This is a genomic window from uncultured Maribacter sp. (genome assembly GCF_947500405.1).
Taxonomy (GTDB): Bacteria; Bacteroidota; Bacteroidia; order Flavobacteriales; family Flavobacteriaceae; genus Maribacter_B.
In genome coordinates this window covers 1-555 of record NZ_CANMRY010000072.1, presented here as the reverse complement: position 1 = coordinate 555, position 555 = coordinate 1, and the positions used below count along the sequence as shown (strand labels likewise).

Below are 555 nucleotides of genomic sequence, written 5' to 3'. Positions count from 1 at the left end.
AAAAATTAGTTGTGAAAAGGAAAAAGAGATGTACATTTGCAGCCCGCAATCGCTGAGAGATTGGTTGAGAGTTGGGAAATATTGAAGAGTTGTACGTTCTTAGTTATGCTGTTTTGAGATAGGTTTAAAAAGAAAGAAATATTTTTTTCAAATTTAGTTTGTCAGTTTAAAAAACAGTTATATATTTGCAGCCGCTTAGGGAAATAACTTAAGTAAAGAGACTAGAAGCCGAGTTAAATTGGCGGATAAAAGTTCATTGAAATATTGTAAAGACAGCGTAAGAATGTCATTAGGAAACGAAGACATTTGAACATAAAGAATTTTAAATCGAGAGACGGGATTGAGAGCTATTTAGTTGTTGTTGCTTAATATATTTAAAAAACAACGATGAAGAGTTTGATCCTGGCTCAGGATGAACGCTAGCGGCAGGCCTAACACATGCAAGTCGAGGGGTAACAGAGGAGCTTGCTTCTGCTGACGACCGGCGCACGGGTGCGCACCGCGTATGGAACCTACCTTTTACAGAGGGATAGCCCAGGGAAACTTGGATTAATA

1 rRNA gene is annotated in these 555 nt (G+C 38.4%); it reads left to right on the top strand.

The features are described 5' to 3' along the window. Window positions 1–384: 384 nt before the first annotated feature. Window positions 385–555: ribosomal RNA gene (locus tag Q0945_RS16045) — 16S ribosomal RNA — on the top strand; the annotation flags it as partial.